The organism is Dongshaea marina (assembly GCF_003072645.1).
Taxonomy (GTDB): Bacteria; Pseudomonadota; Gammaproteobacteria; order Enterobacterales; family Aeromonadaceae; genus Dongshaea; species Dongshaea marina.
The window spans coordinates 3,430,398-3,446,578 of record NZ_CP028897.1 but is presented as its reverse complement, the minus strand read 5'-3'; the positions used below and the strand labels follow the sequence as shown (position 1 = coordinate 3,446,578).

General features: G+C 39.1%; 12 protein-coding genes. 5 read left to right on the top strand and 7 right to left on the bottom strand.

The window, feature by feature from the left end; all coding sequences use genetic code 11:
* Positions 1-3 precede the first annotated feature (3 nt).
* From DB847_RS24470 to DB847_RS16145, 4 genes are all read left to right on the top strand, one after another.
* The gene (locus tag DB847_RS24470) at positions 4-3,522 is read left to right on the top strand and encodes a DUF4280 domain-containing protein (RefSeq protein WP_159084677.1); all 3,519 of its coding nucleotides are present in this window, start codon (positions 4-6) and stop codon (positions 3,520-3,522) included.
* 25 nt (positions 3,523-3,547) lie between these two features.
* A complete protein-coding gene (iglH, locus tag DB847_RS16155) occupies positions 3,548-5,002 on the top strand; it encodes a type VI secretion system baseplate subunit TssF/IglH (RefSeq protein ID WP_108651621.1) in 1,455 nt (484 codons plus the stop codon).
* 62 nt (positions 5,003-5,064) lie between these two features.
* Positions 5,065-5,715: a DotU family type IV/VI secretion system protein gene (locus tag DB847_RS16150; protein WP_108651620.1), complete on the top strand. Its 651-nt coding sequence runs from the start codon at positions 5,065-5,067 to the stop codon at positions 5,713-5,715.
* A gap of 5 nt (positions 5,716-5,720) precedes the next feature.
* Positions 5,721-6,914: a type VI secretion system protein IglI family protein gene (locus tag DB847_RS16145; RefSeq protein ID WP_159084676.1), complete on the top strand. Its 1,194-nt coding sequence runs from the start codon at positions 5,721-5,723 to the stop codon at positions 6,912-6,914.
* On the opposite strand, the gene iglJ is transcribed toward DB847_RS16145, so the two are convergent.
* From iglJ to tssB, 5 genes are all read right to left on the bottom strand, one after another.
* Positions 6,911-7,687: a type VI secretion system baseplate protein IglJ gene (iglJ, locus tag DB847_RS16140; protein ID WP_108651618.1), complete on the bottom strand. Its 777-nt coding sequence runs from the start codon at positions 7,685-7,687 to the stop codon at positions 6,911-6,913. The two genes, DB847_RS16145 and iglJ, sit on opposite strands and share 4 nt — an antisense overlap.
* Entirely contained in the window at positions 7,684-8,856 is a 1,173-nt protein-coding gene (gene tssK, locus DB847_RS16135) for a type VI secretion system baseplate subunit TssK (RefSeq protein WP_108651617.1), read from the bottom strand. The genes iglJ and tssK overlap by 4 nt, the downstream gene beginning before the upstream one ends.
* Positions 8,857-8,928: 72 nt before the next feature.
* Positions 8,929-9,606 carry a type VI secretion system tube protein IglC gene (gene iglC, locus DB847_RS16130; RefSeq protein ID WP_108651616.1) on the bottom strand — a complete coding sequence of 226 codons (678 nt, stop codon included), beginning with the start codon at positions 9,604-9,606 and terminating at the stop codon, positions 8,929-8,931.
* Positions 9,607-9,705: 99 nt separating this feature from the next.
* Entirely contained in the window at positions 9,706-11,247 is a 1,542-nt protein-coding gene (tssC, locus tag DB847_RS16125) for a type VI secretion system contractile sheath large subunit (protein ID WP_108651615.1), read from the bottom strand.
* A gap of 11 nt (positions 11,248-11,258) precedes the next feature.
* Positions 11,259-11,825 (bottom strand): type VI secretion system contractile sheath small subunit, encoded by a 567-nt coding sequence (gene tssB, locus DB847_RS16120; RefSeq protein WP_108651614.1) that lies wholly within the window; start codon positions 11,823-11,825, stop codon positions 11,259-11,261.
* Positions 11,826-12,738: 913 nt separating this feature from the next.
* Between tssB and DB847_RS16115 the strand changes: the two genes are divergently transcribed.
* Entirely contained in the window at positions 12,739-14,358 is a 1,620-nt protein-coding gene (locus tag DB847_RS16115; RefSeq protein ID WP_108651613.1) for a hypothetical protein, read from the top strand.
* 90 nt (positions 14,359-14,448) lie between these two features.
* Here the strand turns inward: DB847_RS16115 and DB847_RS16110 are convergent, their stop codons facing one another.
* The gene (locus DB847_RS16110) at positions 14,449-15,240 is read right to left on the bottom strand and encodes a substrate-binding periplasmic protein (RefSeq protein WP_108651612.1); all 792 of its coding nucleotides are present in this window, start codon (positions 15,238-15,240) and stop codon (positions 14,449-14,451) included.
* 103 nt (positions 15,241-15,343) lie between these two features.
* Positions 15,344-16,099 carry a substrate-binding periplasmic protein gene (locus DB847_RS16105; RefSeq protein ID WP_108651611.1) on the bottom strand — a complete coding sequence of 252 codons (756 nt, stop codon included), beginning with the start codon at positions 16,097-16,099 and terminating at the stop codon, positions 15,344-15,346.
* Positions 16,100-16,181 lie beyond the last annotated feature (82 nt).

Sequence of the window (16,181 nt, the reverse complement as noted above, 5' to 3'; positions counted from 1 at the left end):
ACTATGACTAAATCCTCTATAGATTATTATCGTGATTTTTTATTGCATTGCCATGTGCTATCAAAAAATGCAAATGATAAATTATATAAGATAATCACTAACGTGAAGAGATCACTGTTGAGTTTATCTGAGTTTACGAGGGTAAATTATAAAGTTACAGGCAGGGAGCCTATTCTCATATGCCAGATCATGAATATGTTGGAAAGTATCTCATCTTCTGCTGTAGGTAGATCAAGCTCAGAGAGCTGCCGAATAATAAATCAACGAAGAAATGACTTGCATCATGCTCTTAGAACTGCAAATATAAGTAGTTTATCTAGTATATCCCTTGAATTATATTCGCAACTAGATATTTATCAGGAGCAACATCAACAAGATAGTTACAGGGTTAACTCATTACGAGATAAGTATAATAATAAATCATTATCTCCAAGTTCAAAATACCTTGATCATATCATGGATACTTTGAATCATTCAGAGCCTGATGAGCACTATGTTGAGCACAAAAACACTCAGAACTCAACAAGCACTCTACAGCTTATTAAGCTTCATGAGACTTTAGCTGTAATAGATTCAAGTGCAGATGTGAGCGAGATTGAAAATTTAGCAACAAAATATGAGAGCTATCAATACGCAGTCAGGCGAGAGCTCTTTCAAATGTGTCTGTCTGGTAATGAATTATCGTTTTCCGAGATGATTCAATCCGTCACTGCATGCGATTTTTTAAGCTATCCATTTTGTATCACTGGAGCAACATCTTTGCCTGTACCAATCTCAGGCGTGGATAAGTCAAACATTGCTAACCTATACAATCTATGTGGCAGCTCGCAAATTTTCTTAGGAGTTTCTGATGCTATTCTTATTAGCTCCATTTATAAGGAAATCTCGCTAGACGATAACAAGAAAAGCGTGAATCTCGATAAATTTAATCCCATCCAGCATATTACACAGATCTCAGAGGGTAACTCGGATCAAAGTAGAGCAACTTCTTTTAAACGCCTGAAGGGAGTTATTTCAAGTTGGGCAGAAATTAGTAATTATGAAAAGCCAACACAATTATCGATGACAATAGATAATCAGCAACAGAAACTGATACTCGGGAAATCGTCTCCAATTACTGAATCGAGTGATCCCGCTGAACAGTTATTGAGTCGTATCTCTATAGATGCACCGACTACTCATGATGCATCCAGATTACAAGCAGTTCAAGAGAAACATGACTCTTTATCAAGAAGTATGAGTGAGCTACCTGCATCTAAACTTAGGGAACTTCATAAAACGCATGTTCAGTTAATGAGTTCAATCTCTCCGAGCTTATATATCGCGAGAAATACGGCTGAGACCTCTCATTTTAGTGGGCTGCTTGTGCAGGCTCATGAAATAGATAATCAGATACAAAACTTACAGTCTAAGGTTAACTTGTATAAAGCTGAACCTAATGAGAAGAATGAATCAGAATATCAACAAGCGTTGCTCAAGACTAACAGCAAGCTCGATAAGTTGAAAAGGGATTCATCATCGGCCTATGAATATCAGTCCAAAATTGTTGATGATTGCTTAAAGATAGCTAAGGCCCTTTGCTTCTCCACAGATGATGATTTAATAGACCCTGATGAAGTAAAACAATCCTTGGCATCGGTTATGAGTTTCACCTATATCCTTTCTAAGGATATAGATCCTTATGCGGATAAACTAGTGTCTGGTGATATGCTGAAATACAGTGAACCTGGAATCTACTCCAGAGTAGCTGAAGATATAAAAGAGTCGATAGATCCAAGTTTTATTATGGAAAAGGTTAAATTATCAGATAGCGTAAAAAAATTGAATTTTCTATCCGATAAAGTTCCAAAGATACAGATACCAAACGCATCACTTGCAAATAGCTTGTGCCAAGATATTTTTGATGCGCTGGATGAATTTTGTCAATGCATAGATTCTATTATTAAGGCCTCTTCTGAAAAAGATGATTGTTCTGCTTTTCCTAATGATTTTTTAGAGGCTGATTGGAGTAGCATACCAATACTTGACCTTAACTCGATGCTGGATGATATTTTAAGTAGGATAGAGAAACGGAACTATGATATTTCATCTATGAGAGCGTTTGATATCCCGCCATTCATGGCGATGTCTGACTTTCCTCCTCTTTGTAATGAGCTAAGTGTTGCGCTATCTAATTTGGCTGAGTGTTTAATTTCAAATCCGAATGAAACTTCACTGGAAGAATATGGCCCTGATTCAACATTGATTAATGAGCTATCAATGAGAATTAACTCATTAACCGAATTTAATAATCAGTATCTTAACGCAGACTATCTCAGGTTTGAGTCTACTATGAAGGAGCAACATCCTACTAATTATGATGAGTTTATCAATACTATTATGGGAGGAGATAAGATTTCAATTTCGTCACTAATTCCGGGATTTTCATCCCTTTTAGCACAGCTTGGTGACTGCAAAAATTATGAGGCGATCATTGACTCTGCCACTCAATTAAATGAATCCCTCGGGCAGTTATCTGAAAAATTGAAGGCGACCCCTGCTATATCCGAACCCCTCTCTATTGATGAGTTAGACAGTAATACCCATACTTTTGTAAAAAAAACACATGAGTATAAACAAAGGGTTAGCTCTTTAACGCTACATGCAGGTAAAAAACTTAAGCCTGACTCAGGAAATCAGGAGGGGAGTGCGCCAAAGAGTGATAGCTTTTCAAGCTCAAGCTCAAGCTCAAGCTCAAGCTCAAGCTCAAGCTCAAACTCAAACTCAAACTCAAACTCAAACTCAAACTCAAACTCAAACTCAAACTCAAACTCAAACTCAAACCCAAACCCAAACCCAAACCCAAACCCAAACCCAAACCCAAACCCAAACCCAAACCCAAACCCAAACCCAAACCCAAACCCAAACCCAAACCCAAACCCAAACCCAAACCCAGATTCGGAAGCTCCTTCGGGGTTGGATGGTAATGAGTCAGCAGGGGTGGACAATACGACAGGTTCCAGAACACAAGGGACAGGAGCAAGTAAACAAGATAGATTAGTCGCTGCGCAAACTGTTGTTACCAGTAAGCTTGATCGGATTCTGGATGAACTTGAAACAAGTGAAGCTCTTAGTAGCAAATATCAGGCAGCTGCTATGTCTGTAGGAGCACCATCATCCATCATGGCTACCTGTACATCTTCTCAGATGATTTGCTGTTTTGGGTTGGCCCCACTTTCTTATCTAACCTTAAGACCTCAGGTTCTTATTTCAGGAAAACCGGCAGCAAATATTCAGGATAAAAATCCGATTGTAAATATTATTCCTGCGCCGGGCTGTAACTCAGTGACTAATCCGGCATGGACACCTCTTACCCCTATCACTCCTTGCATTCCAACCCTTGAATTCATTCCAACTAACGTATTTACTAAAATCCAGGGAGCACCCATTAATACAATGAATAATATGGCGATGTGTCAATACGCTAAAGGTGGTATTGTCTCTTTTTGTAATCCTGGTCAGACATCAACAGTAACTAGCTAAGTGGGCTTATATTAGGTAACTCCTTATGAAAACCAACTCATTGGACAAAGAGATAGATATATCAACAGAGAACTATGAATATTTGGAAAAGTTATTTGTTGAGCTGAGCCATGATATAAAAGATTCAGTTTTGAAGCAGATGGAGTATGATAAAGAACTTAATTTATTAAAATTCAATCAACATTTACTGTTGAACTTACCAAAGCATGTTTTAGTTAAGTCTGAGGCTAGATTATCACATGCGTCATTTGCTGTTGACTATAAGTCAAAATTTGAGGTGTTAGATATTGATGAGAATGAACGATTTACCTATTCGAATCTTTGCGATGTTTTTCTCTCATCATTCAATGTTGTAGATGTATCTAAAGAGCGGAATAATTATATAATTAACCTCTCAAGCGATGCGCCTGTAAGAATTAATAATACTGAAAGCAACTATATAGATATTTGGGTTAATCCATTATTGTGGTGCCCAGAAGACTATAGGCTTATGGATTTAAAAGAAAGGGTTCTTAGTAAAAAAAGTGTGCAAGTTAAGTTAACTGATGAACTTGGTGATACATATATCGTCGCTGCTCATTTTGAAGATCAGTCCTGTTATTCTTTGCCACTTAATGATCTATTTAAGCTAAAGTTAATCTCACCAGAGTTCTTTTTGGGGATGAGATTAGTGATTGATGACTATCCCTGGGACACTAATAATTCAAAGTTTTCTTCAATGCAGTGTTACTTTGAGGTTGATTTTGATAATGACATTCAGTTAATGAGCTTTAACTCAAACCCTCTATTTGTTACTAATATCATTCCAATATTTAACTTGTTTGAAGGTTATTCAGTTTCAAAATCTATAGATAAGACCTTAGATAACATCCCTCTAATATGTAGAGATGACAATAAGGCTATTGCTAAACTAGTTCAAAAAGTTTGGATTAATAATCATAGCTATGAAGAGTATTATGATCCATCTGAGAGTGAGTTTTTCTTTAATCCATATAAAAGTCTAATGAGTTACTGTCCCAAAAGTATATCACTTGATAAGTATAAAAAGGTCTTTGTCAAAGGGCTGTGGATGCAGGGAGGTGTACACAGTGATAGATTATCTATTAAAACCAGAAGCTTCATCTGCTCAAATAATGATTTTGTAATACTACATTCGAAGGATGGTGCTTTACTAAATAAGTACGAGGATCTTAATGCAATGACTAAGGTTCTGGATAATTTCACAGATTTAGACATAAGAAAACACAATGGTTTTTTATTTGCGTTATCTTTCCTTTTTGGATATCAGCATCAAAATAGTTATAATAGGTTTTTACGATCAATCGATACTATCTGTTATGATACTTACCTTAACAAACTTGTCATCACATCAAATTATCAGCAAGATATATCATTTATTCGATATGTATCAGCTGTAATTGTAGAGTTTTTTACTGCAAATAATCCATTAATGGTCAAGTTTGCAGTGCAAGTAAAATGATAATATATTTTAAAATTAATATTTTTTGGTTCTATGTATAGACATAAACCCTGGGGTGTGTAATGGTTTTAAGTGAAATTTGCTTATTGAATAAGGCATTTAAGCTTGTTGATTTATCAAGTACATTGAGTGATTTTTCACTGCAAGCTAGAGATAGTGATGTGAGTGATAGTTATATTCTTAATTTCAGGAGCCACGCAAGAAATGAGCTACAACTCATGCAGGCGTTTCTTATCAGTTCATATAGCAAGAAAGTTTCAGACTTAATCATATTTCTGATAGTCGCTATCATTGATGAAAGATGCAAAATATTCATAACACAAAATAATCTTCAAGCTCGCTGGGATGGACTTCAAAGTGAGTTTTTTCAGCGTTCGGATGGTGGTGAACATGTTTTTGCAATCTTAGATGAGATATGTGGAAATAACATGTATCCTAAGATAATTTATGAAGTTTCACTTTATATTTTAGAGAGTGGTTTTCTTGGTAAGTTTTTTGACTGCCCAAATCATTCAGATCGATATCAATACCTTTGTAAAGCAAAAGAATCCTTGCGTCATATGAGTGAGGGTAATACTGAGAATTCGGAAGAGCTATCATTTTATAGTAAAAAGGAAATTAAGGGGCGAAAAGTTGGGAGGGCTTATTATAGTCTTATATGTGTTTTTTTGATCGTTCCTTTGATTACTTATAGTTTGTGGTACTTGGTGTAATTATGATGTTTGATTTTATTGATGATATATTCCATGAGTTAAGAGTTCTTGAAAAAGTTAACCCGATGCGAATGAGCCAAATTATACATTACTATCAAGAAGGTGAGTATTCTAAAGCATTAACCGCTATTAAAGATTATTCAACTGAAACTCATAGTGTTGATATATACTTGATTTTTATGGGATTCTCCTGTGACCTTTTTTTGAATCTTAATAAAGTTGAGCTGCTAAATGAAATGCTCAACTCCTATTTGAAATGCCTCACTAGCCTCAATGATAAGCTGTCTCCATCCAGAGATTTCTCTAGAGCTATTAAGCAGGGTATTATTACTTTGCTTAGCATGATAGAACTAAAGATATCTGATCTAATGCGGAGCTGCAGTTTCTTTGAGTATTCTGATTTGGCCCATTCTTTTTCTCAACTTTTTGAGTATTCTGCTTCTTTAAGTGAACCAGCTGTTGAGTATATTAGTTCAAGCCAATATATTTCAGCAACAAAGTCGTTAAAATCACTTAGTGACTGGTTGGTTAAATTAAGTGACAAAGAGAAAAGTGAAGTGAGCTCTGATAAAGTTCCGGAGTTCAATAGTGAGAATCAGAAAATAAGCAATAAAAAATCAGTTAAAAATAATAATTACATTGATAATTTTGCATCGAATAAGTGGTATCACTTGATAAAGAAAGTGGCCATGTTTCAGGCTACACTCAAAGATGATAGGCTATTTGAGTCGTCGATTATCTATAATGACATTCAGAGTGAACTTACTGTTTTTGATCCGAAGGAGTACTTTCCCGGATTATTCTTTCCATTATTCAAATCACTAGCCCCCCATGCCAAATCAATATACAGGCATATTGAGCAGCACTCAAATACTCTCGAGTGGCATATTGCATCAAATCTTTATCGCAGTGATCCCAATAGGTTTTTGAGAGATCTTCCAAAAATGGTTGAAAATAATTATTCATCTGATGCATTTCATGAAGGTGATTATATAAATGATGCCTACAGAGATGAAAGGAAGTTGATTGATGAGAGTGTATCGCTAATTGATAACGAGCAGTATAGTTTTAAGGAGGATATAAGCATGGATGAAGGGAGTGAACAAATAAGTCAGTTAGCTACTTCTTCTGAGCATGAATTTAATGATCTGTTATCCGATATTGATGATATTTGGGATAGCTCTGATATTAATAGCTAGATTGTAATTTTATATTGATGCTTCAATCGCAATTTTCCCAATAGGGTTGGGAGTTCATTCTCAACCTCATTCTCTGTTTTTCTCAGGAGAACCTTAATATTCAGGCTACCCTTTATCCTGTTATAATAAACATTTTCTGTGATGATATTTACTATATTAAACTTGTCTATTTCAGAAATGTTTATTTTATGTATGCAAATCTTCATTTCTACTTTGAAATGCTTGACACTTCCTTTTAACCTTGACATTCCTAGAATGGAATTATGTTCCAGGATGCAGTCATCCTTATTCTCTGAGTGCTTTACCGTGTTTATCTCTATAGATGTATAAAAATCAGACAGCTTGTTTTGAATATAATTTGCATAATTGCTGATGCAGTATACGATTGATCTTTTGTAATAAGCAGAGGTTTGATTGCTATTATTCCAATGACCCATTACACTGAATTGACCATAGAAGTAATCATGTAATAGTTTTGACGTTCCTTTTGTTATTATCTGTTTTAGTTTTTTCTGAGAGTTTATATCCGCTTGATGGTAAGCATTTTGTATATGATAAAATTTTTTGACTTTACTGATGCTCAGGGTGATTTTTATGTTTAAATTTTCCTGCTCAATTTTTTGAACTAAACAGTCCTTTGTTATGATTGAGAAGTCAGGAATAAACTCCACATTTTTGCTATTAACTCCATATTCATTCATGAGGTGTAAAATATCAAAAATGCTTAGGTGTTTATACAGGTCTCTAATTATGCTAATCATATCCATTGTCATTTATAGTAAATCATGAACTGATAGATTTTATTACTCTCATTCGACTCTATCATTATGCTTTTTTCTGCTATTATATAATCCAACTCTGCACCAGGCATGATTCGATAAGTTGTATGGTTTTCAGTTCCTCTGATTTGATGTAAGCCACTTTTTGGAAGATGTTCTAATAAGGCTCCAGATAATGACATCTGATTGATATATTTATTTCGAGAAACACATGATACCTTGATGTCTTTTATATCAAGATCAGGAGTTTCTAAGTCTGGTTTTTTTATGACTAATAAATATTCATCTGCATTTAGAAAATCTCTATCAAGATGCTCAGCAATAAATGCATTGTTTTCTTTTTTTAGTATAATGAACTGTTGTTTTAGAGGTTTGTTCAATAAATCATCTATCTTTTCTAAAATACTCTCAAAGCTCTTGTGTGAGTCTTCAAAGTTATAGTTAACGTTAAGTGGTTTTTCGTTTGAGTTTATACTAACAGATAGTATAAGGTGACATTTCTTTAATAATTCAAAAATGATAAATGGATGTACTGACTTTGGGTTCGCATTTATATCTTGCAGCTTACTACTTACTTCATAGCAGGTGAGCATCAGGTTGGAGTAAAGACTCTGATTTTCGTGACAACGGTTCAGTGTAGCTTCAATTGAGATCAGCCGCTTCGTCACCTGATTCAGGAGGATAGTAAATATCGAACAATCACAGCTCAAAAGGGGGGGAGTGTATGGAGTCAGAGTCCAGCCCTGTTCTGCAAGAGTAACTTCAGCAATCTTTATGCTTTGCTTCGAAATGGGGTCCGGTTTTTCTGTTAGAAACAGAGTGTCTTTAAGCAGGCCTATCTCTTTATGAGTCATCTGCTCCTGGTATGTATTCAGGTAGATTGATATAGTTTGTGAGCTCTTTTCATCAAGGCTTAGTCGCAGTAAAGTGTTTTCTTTAAGAGAGATAAAGCTTCTATCTTTGAAGTAGACACTGATCCGATCAATGATGAACTCACCCTTTGGCAATAGATTCAGGTCAATAGAAAGCTCACTTAATCCAAAACTCATTCCGTATGGAAGATATGTTGCTTCCGCGATTGAGCTTGCTACCAGTCGATCCTGAGTCAGGAAATGATCAGCACCCAGGAGAGTGCCTTCCTTCCAGTGTATGCGTGTTGCCATGATTGTTATCACCCAATACTAAAGCGCACTATCTCTTACTGAGATAGTGCGATGTTTTACTAAGCTTGATTATTATGCTGCAGCTGCAGCTGCAGCCATACCCTGGAGTGGGTATAATCCCTGTTGAGAAGCTAAGCTATGAGACACCTCAAAAGCGCTCAAATCAGTATTATGTTCAGCATCGATTAGCAAGCCATCAAAGGTAACTAAGCAATAGTCTTGCCGTGTCGTATTACCTCCCAGGAAGCCAAACTGCTGAATATCCATATTGCAATTTGTCGCGCTGATCATCCCAAGAGTAAGCTCTTCCCACTTGATAGCGTAACCCCAGGTTTGGCCACCATCATCATTTTTTAACTCTTGCTTTTCGTTAGTTTGACCCAGTACGATTGTTTGCTTGCCTTTACCGTTTTTGGCATCAGCAAATGCTGTTTCCAGGTCCGTTTTTTGTTCTGGGCTTAATGGCAATCCAATCGTGAGTTGTACTCCGGCGAGGGCGTTAGGTGACTGGACTGTCAATGAAACAATGCTTGCGGATGCTTCTGCACTTGACGGAGCTTCGGTTACTCCACCTTCTCCAGCAAAGAGTGCCGGGGAGAATGACAAGCCAAACATTTCCAGTGACTTCACCCAGATGCGAGGCTCGATATTTGCCATTCTGGCAACAAAAGAGGTTTCTGAGGTTCTTAATTCAAGCGGTAAACCTTGTTCAACTACTTTTCTTGATACCAGTGGTTCTGTTTGTGCCATGATGATTCCTTGTGTGAATATTTATATTCTATTTATGTATTCAGCTGAATCATTAATAACAAGCGTATTGTTATTAATAATAAACAGCTAGAGCTTTGACTATTCGCCCGATGCAAATAGTCCAGGGTCAAGACGGGCATCTATCTTAAGCTGCGTATCCATACCCTCAAACTGAACATGTGGTAGTATAGTTATTTGGCATTTGTACCAGCCAGCTTTTCCTGCTATCGGAGAAACCTGTATCTCTGCAGCTCGAAATGGATATCGGGCCATCTCAAGTGCATTAGGATTTCTCACTGTAGTAATGTATCGATTTAGCCACTCCGTGAGAATGGTCTGGATCTCTTCAGGGGTTACTATACTTCCAATCTTGTCTCGAATGGTACACTTGACATAGTGTGCAATTCTAGAAATACATAGTGTATAAGACATATTTGCTGCTAATTGTGAGTTTATTGAGTCAAAATCATCAGCAAACTCTTCTGCTTTCTTAATTGAGTTTACACTGAAGAAGCAGCCATTTGCGGTCCCTTTCTCCTCTACGATTGGCATAACACCAATATTTGCCAAAGAAAGCTCCATGTAGTCTGGAAATGAGATATTGAATGCAGAGCGTTGCTCATCAAATCCACGGATGTTATATACGGGAGCCGTGAGGTTTTCTACGTAGCCACCATTTTCAGGGCCTCGCATATACTGAAACCATCCGGTTTTTCCATAGGAACGCATGATGTTCTTTGCCAGTAGTATGGCGGAGCTCCCCCAATGGTAGGTAGAGTTAGACTCAAAGTCGCGAACCTCTTCTGAAAACCCTGACATCCTGCTATCAGCCACTGGGTTGTTTACCGGGTGGTAAGGCTGTCTCAGAATAAAATCTCCCAGAGTCAGTCCGATATAGGCAGCCTGCTCGGTCTTACGGAAGGCATTCCAATCCCGGTAACGAGGATGTTCCAGAAGGTTTTCAAAACTCTTGATCTGTTTGAGATCTGAGATATTCTCGACACCAAAAAATTTTGGATTCATCGAAGCGATAAAGGGGGCATGAGATGCCTCTGCAACCATACCCATCCCGGTCAACCAGGTGATATCATCCATGGTGTTGTTGAAGTCATACATCCCCATTAGCAGACCATAGGGCTCTCCCCCAAACTGATCGTACTCTGAAACGTAGACTTTCTTAAATACTTCACTGCTGGATATATCGTAGAGGTTTCGCTCTAAGTCGTAGAGTAATTCATCCTTTGGTGCATCAAGGATGGCGATCTCTATGTTATCGTAATCATGATTTGTGATCTCCTTGAGTTGCATCCATTGATGCTCAAGGTATCGGAACTGAGGATGAAGCAGGATGCTATTGATCTGCTCCTCAACGATCTCATCAATTCTTTCGATGGCGCGCTGAACATAGAGTTTATTGTAGTTCACTATGTCATCGTTATTAGCCAGGATCAGGGCTAAAGCTGCAATATTGCTTGAGTAATAGTCTTCAGAGATCTCGGTAACTGCCTCGAGGTTATCCTGGCGGTCAATTTCCAGCTTTTTTAGGCTAGTGTTTTTTTCTTCTTCGGATCCACCGAACATCGAGAAGAGGTTCGAGAGGGTACTCAGTTGCTCTGGCACTGCTGTCATGGTATCGCTCATTTTGTTATTCCTTATGCCTCTTTAGCTTGTTCGTCAGCAGTGATCAACTCACCTTCCAGCCCTTTATCCTGGCTGCTGTGGAGCTGGTAATTTTCAAGCATAGGAAGCTCTTTCTTGAGCATGTTGAGCGCTTCTTTATCTGAAAAAATCTTATCGATGGTTTTCTTGAGGGTTCTATTATTATCGATATCTTTTTCAAATGACGACAGCATCTCTTTCAGCTTTAATAATGCATTTAATTCTGGGACCTTTTGGGCGATGCGGTCTGGCTGGAAATCAGCTAACTTGTTGAATTTATAGTTAATATCCAGCATAGTTGACTTTGAAGGCGTGATGCTATTTGGAACATTCATATTCACAGATATATCCATATCCTTCAGGGCTGCATCAAGGCCGTTTTGCAATGCACGAGGGGCTCTTTCTTCGATGGGAAGCTGTGCATCTTTTGACTTACCCTGAGAAAAATCACCCATGACCATCATCCGAAAAGGAAGCTCTTTCTTTTTCGGTTGACCTTCGACACGTGTGTCGTACTGAATCATTAATCTTGATTTTGGTATTTTGTTGTTTACGGCCATCACAGCTCCTCCCTCATTAGCTCTCATCAGAACGGGAATAGGTAGACTCTAATGACACCACCTCTAAGGCCTTCAATCCTGCCATACTTGTGGTGTCATCATTCCCTGAGATAATGGGTGTAGCCTGCGTCTCAATCCCTGAGGTAGGCGCTTTAGTAAAATTGAGTTAATAGAGGCATGTTGATTAAAAAATGATCTGCGAAGTTTTTGGAAGATCATTTATCGACTAACAAATGCACAAATCAAATTTCATGATTAAATTCTATTTGAATTATCAGCACAGAAATACGAACTCTATTTCAATAGCGTAATCCTAGTTTAATTGGATTCATATTCGCAATTTGGATTTACCAAAATCAAAAATAAATGCGTGATGTGTAAGCTATGTGTGTTTTTCATATTTTATTTTTAGGTTAATTGATTGTACTCCCAGGAGGGGAGTGTATGTTTTTATCTTTAGCTATTCTGTTTTTTCTATAAAAAAAGCTCTCTTTTGAGTGTTAATTAGCCAGGTTACACATATATGTAAGGCAAATGCCTGAGTTGTCTTTTTCGGTTGTTTTTTATATCTTGCTCGCTGCTCTTGGAAGAAATTTAATCTCTAGGTTATGAGTTAATCATGCAGTATCTGTTCCTCAATGAAAATCTCTTAAATTCTTTCTGGAGGTTGGAACAGGTGCCATCATCAAAACAACTTGGACCGATGAGCAATAATTGAGCATTTTACAGCCAAATGCATGGATTTTATTTTTGGTTTATTTGAGCAAGGTCGCTATCGCTATATCACATGAAATCGTGTTCTGCTATATGATTTTACGGCTAACGAATCAAAGTAAAAGGTTTTGACTATATCTGAAAGTTACTTTGGAACAGAGTAGATAGTCGTTATGTGATTTATTCAAGGGGACTGGCAATGACTACAGGAATAAAAGCTTTTGTTTCACTTCAACATTTGAAAGATGCAGCTCGAGACTCTTTCAATATCTACTATCAACTTTATCTTCTACAGAATATGAAAGGCACAACGAGTGTTAAAATTCAGAAAGCTGCAGAGATGATGCATTTAAAAGGTTCGCATATTATAACGGCTTCTGGAGTTAAAAATGCGTTGAGATTCACCGAGTCACTGGAAAGGTGTGTTGACCGGGGAGAGTTTCTTGAAGTTTTGAGGGAAATTGTTAATCAATCTGAGTTAAGTGGTGGATCACTTAAGGATAAGATTACAGCTAAATATGTATCGGCGAAGCATATAGTAAAGAACACCTCGAACCCTCATGCTTCAGAACTTCAGGATGGGATTAATAGATCGAGCTCTCATACTGCATTTTCGTTCAGTTATCTTCTGTATCAATCGCTCGTTTACCAAGGGACTTTATTTTTTCTTCCTGATACAGGCTCAACTTATGTGAGCTATATGAAGGAGGTCGGCTCTGGCACCGCGAATAGTATTAAAAATGATATTAAATGGGATTTTATTGAATTAAGACGTTTCATTAATCAGGATGATGAATCGATAGTCTGGCTGGAGGATTATCTAAATCAGGATATCGCAAGTTCTTGGTCTGAGCAGGATAAGCTACAAGTCATCTTCTATGAGCTCTCTAAAAAAGATCCAACATTACAAGCGAAATTACATAAACTCTTTACCCCGCTACAGCAGGATAAGCTTCGAGTCTTATCTGAGTCACTTGAGATGAGTGGAGCTGCGAGTCGTCAGAGTAACAGTGCTCGAATATTAAACTCCAGGCAGTCATCTAATATGGCTGAGCTGCAGAGGCTCTCTACCGAAATTTTGCAATATGTGAAAGGACTGTCAGAGGCTACTGCGAGTGGAGCACTTGAGTACTCTAGAGGATACCAGGTTCGTCATACCCTCAACCATAGCAGCTCACAATTATTTGCTAGTGGCGCGTTCGATCCTTTCAGGTTGAAAGAGTATCGAATGTCCATCATGCCTCCAGCATCTCAGGTTAAAAATATCTTGATCCCATCGATCAATCTGCCGGTGCTCAGCCAGGCCACATCCGCAATTAATGCACTGCAGGGAACCATCAAAGAGCAGGGGGGCCACGGAATCTTTAATCCCCACGGTGCATCTGGCCAGCAACGTGCGTGTCTTCTTTTGGAGTGTTGTCGAAAGCACTTCGATAATATTGCTTTGCTTCATGAGCTATTTTCTGGTGACTCGTATGACTGGAGTTCTGATCTTTCTCGGTCTTTAAGTAAGGATATCATTTTCCAGATGATGACTGAGTCCCTTTACTCTTATGTTAATTCGCTGAAGGGTTTTCTGGATATGGCGCCCCATAAGGTGGCAAGTTCACTGGGTTCTATTTTGCGAAATCAATATCACTTGGGACAGATCCTTAGTAAGGGAGGTAGTCTTTTTGAGCGGGCCAAAAGTAACCTTAGAGGGATGAAACAAGTAACACCACTCAATCTCCCTAACCGGGACACGATTGAGCGTCTCTATCGCAGTGAACAGAGTATTAATAGTGGGGGGAGTACTCCGCGACGTTATACGCATGTGTGATTCATGAGATGTGCTTTGTCAGGTGTCTGCAGTCAGACATCTGACTTTTAAATGACAGGTAGGGATTGCCAGCGGGATGATGGGCTACTCTCAATTTTTATCGACTTGATCTGTCGGTCCTTTAAGCACGCCCTGCTGCTCTACAAAGCCAGGGACCTCCTCTCCAGGCAGCCATTTCTGGTGAATTTTCTCAAATTCGCCGCTTTGGTGGAGCTTGATCAAGGCTTTTCGCCAGCGCTCAATGGTCTCAGCTGGTGTCCCCTTTGAAAACGCAAGATAGAGGGGGCTCTCATCTATGGTCAGTTTTTTCACCACCTGATCGGCAGAGACTCCCAACTGCTTGAGAATATCCCGATAGGTGATATTGATATTGCACCAAAGATCGATGCGCCCCCGCAGCAACAGGTGCGCGATCTTAACCGGTGTGCGTACCGAGACCAGGTTTTTAAATCCCATCTCAATCAGGCGTTGCTCCTCTACGGCCGAGTAGTAGACCCCAATTCGCTTCACATGCTTGGCCTGTTCAAGGGTCTCAATCGGGATAGGATATTTTTTCAGCGAATAGAGGTTGATTGAGCTTTTAGCCAGTGGACCGACGAAGGTGAATAACTTGCTGCGCATCTCGGTTTTTACGGTAGAAAAGAGCAGTACATTCGGGGTGCTGGTTGCCTGAAGGTAAGCATTGCGCCAGGTCATGATCTGGATTGGTGTGGTATCTTTGAGATCTTTTTGCAGTGCCTGAACCACCTCAACGGAAAGTCCTTTGAAGACACCACGTTCCTGATAGTTCATCGGGGGCCACTGCTCGGTCAGGATCGCAAACTTGGCTGCGTTCACACAGGGACTTAAAAGTACAGTGAGTAGTAACGCCCTAATCCACATGTTGCTGGCTCCAGAATTATCTATTGCTAAGTATAGTGTTGGATATTGGGTCCCGCTTTGCCTGCCGTTTTTGCTCTTATTAGCCGTTATTCAGGGGTCACTCCTACCTGTTCAACCTTTTCGGGGGCTGCTCTCCAGGGAGCCAACGCTGATATATGGTCTTAAAGGTTCCATCGCGATGCAGCATGCGAAATGCCTCACGCCAGTGCGCTATGGTTTTTGGGTCCGTGCCCTTGGAGAATGCCAGGTAGAGGTTGCTCTGATCCAGGGTTAGCCTGGAGACCACCTCATCTTCCGGAAAGCCGAGCTTATCGAGGATTTGGCGGTAGGAGATATTGGTATTACACCAGAGATCGACGCGCCCCTTGATCAAAAGTCGGCCCGCTTTTTCCAGTGAGCGAACCGAGACTATGTTTTTAAATCCTAGATCAAACAGCTTTTGTTCTCCGACCGAAGAGTAGTAGACACCAATTCGTTTCACGTTTTTAGCTTTTTTAATACTGTCGACTTCATAGGGGCTGTTTTTCAGGGCGTATAGGTTTAATTTGCCGATCGCTAGTGGCCCAACAAAGGTAAACAGGGGAAGACGTTTTTCACTTTTGCTGGTAGAAAATAGCAGGACATTGGGCTGTGTCGTTGCGCGCTCATAGGCACTGCGCCAAGTCATCATCTGAATCTGGGTATCATCCCCCAGTTTTTTCTGAATGGCCTGAACCACCTCAACGGCGAGCCCTTTGAGCTTGCCCTTTTCTGAAAAATTCATGGGAGGCCACTGCTCTGTCAGGATCGTCAGGTTACCGGCAAACAGGAGTGAGGATTTGACCAGTAACAGAGTGAGTAATATTAAGCGGTGCAGCATAGGTTAATCCCATGGGTAACGATCTTCTCGTTAAGTATAGTGAGGCTTTATAGGGTTCGCCTTAGTCTGTGGGATCAGAGGT